At 72.0% G+C, this 621-nt stretch carries 1 protein-coding gene; it reads right to left on the reverse strand.

Features of this window, described 5'->3' with window-relative positions; all coding sequences use genetic code 11:
* On the reverse strand, positions 1-621 hold a 621-nt coding region (gene proB, locus I71_RS29245), incomplete at both ends, for a glutamate 5-kinase (RefSeq protein ID WP_042702681.1).

A 621-nucleotide genomic window follows, 5' to 3' on the forward strand; every position in this document is an offset into this window, starting at 1 on the left:
AGGATATCCTCGATCTCGGTGCTCTTGTGGCGCAGGATCTTGCGGGCGTCGTCGGCACTGTAGGCGACGAGACCGCGGGCGACCTCGCGCCCCTCCTGGGTGCGGACGATCACGACGTCGCCGCGGTCGAAGTCTCCCTGCACGGCGGTGACGCCGGCGGGCAGCAGGCTGGCGCCATGGGACAGCGCGCGGGTGGCGCCGTCATCGACCACCAGCACGCCGGTGGCATTCACATGGCCGGCGATCCAGGCCTTGCGGGCGCTGGTCGGCTCGGCCGACGGCAGGAACCAGCTGCAGAGCGCACCGCCATCCTCCGGCCGCCGCTCCAGCGCCGCCAGCGGGTTCATGCGCTTGCCCTTGGCGATGACCATCCGGCAGCCGGCCGACAGGGCGACGCGGGCCGCGGCGATCTTGGTCACCATGCCGCCGCTGCTGTAGCCGGGGGGCGGCTCGCCGGCCATGCCCTCGATCTCCGGCGTCAGCTCGCGCACGGTTGGGATGTGGCGGGCGTCCGGATCCTTGCGCGGATCGGCGGTGTAGAGGCCATCGATGTCCGACAGCAGAACCAGCGTGTCGGCGCTGACCATCTGCGCCACGCGGGCGGCCAGCCGGTCATTGTCG

The organism is Azospirillum sp. B506 (assembly GCF_000333595.1).
In the GTDB taxonomy this organism is placed as follows: domain Bacteria; phylum Pseudomonadota; class Alphaproteobacteria; order Azospirillales; family Azospirillaceae; genus Azospirillum.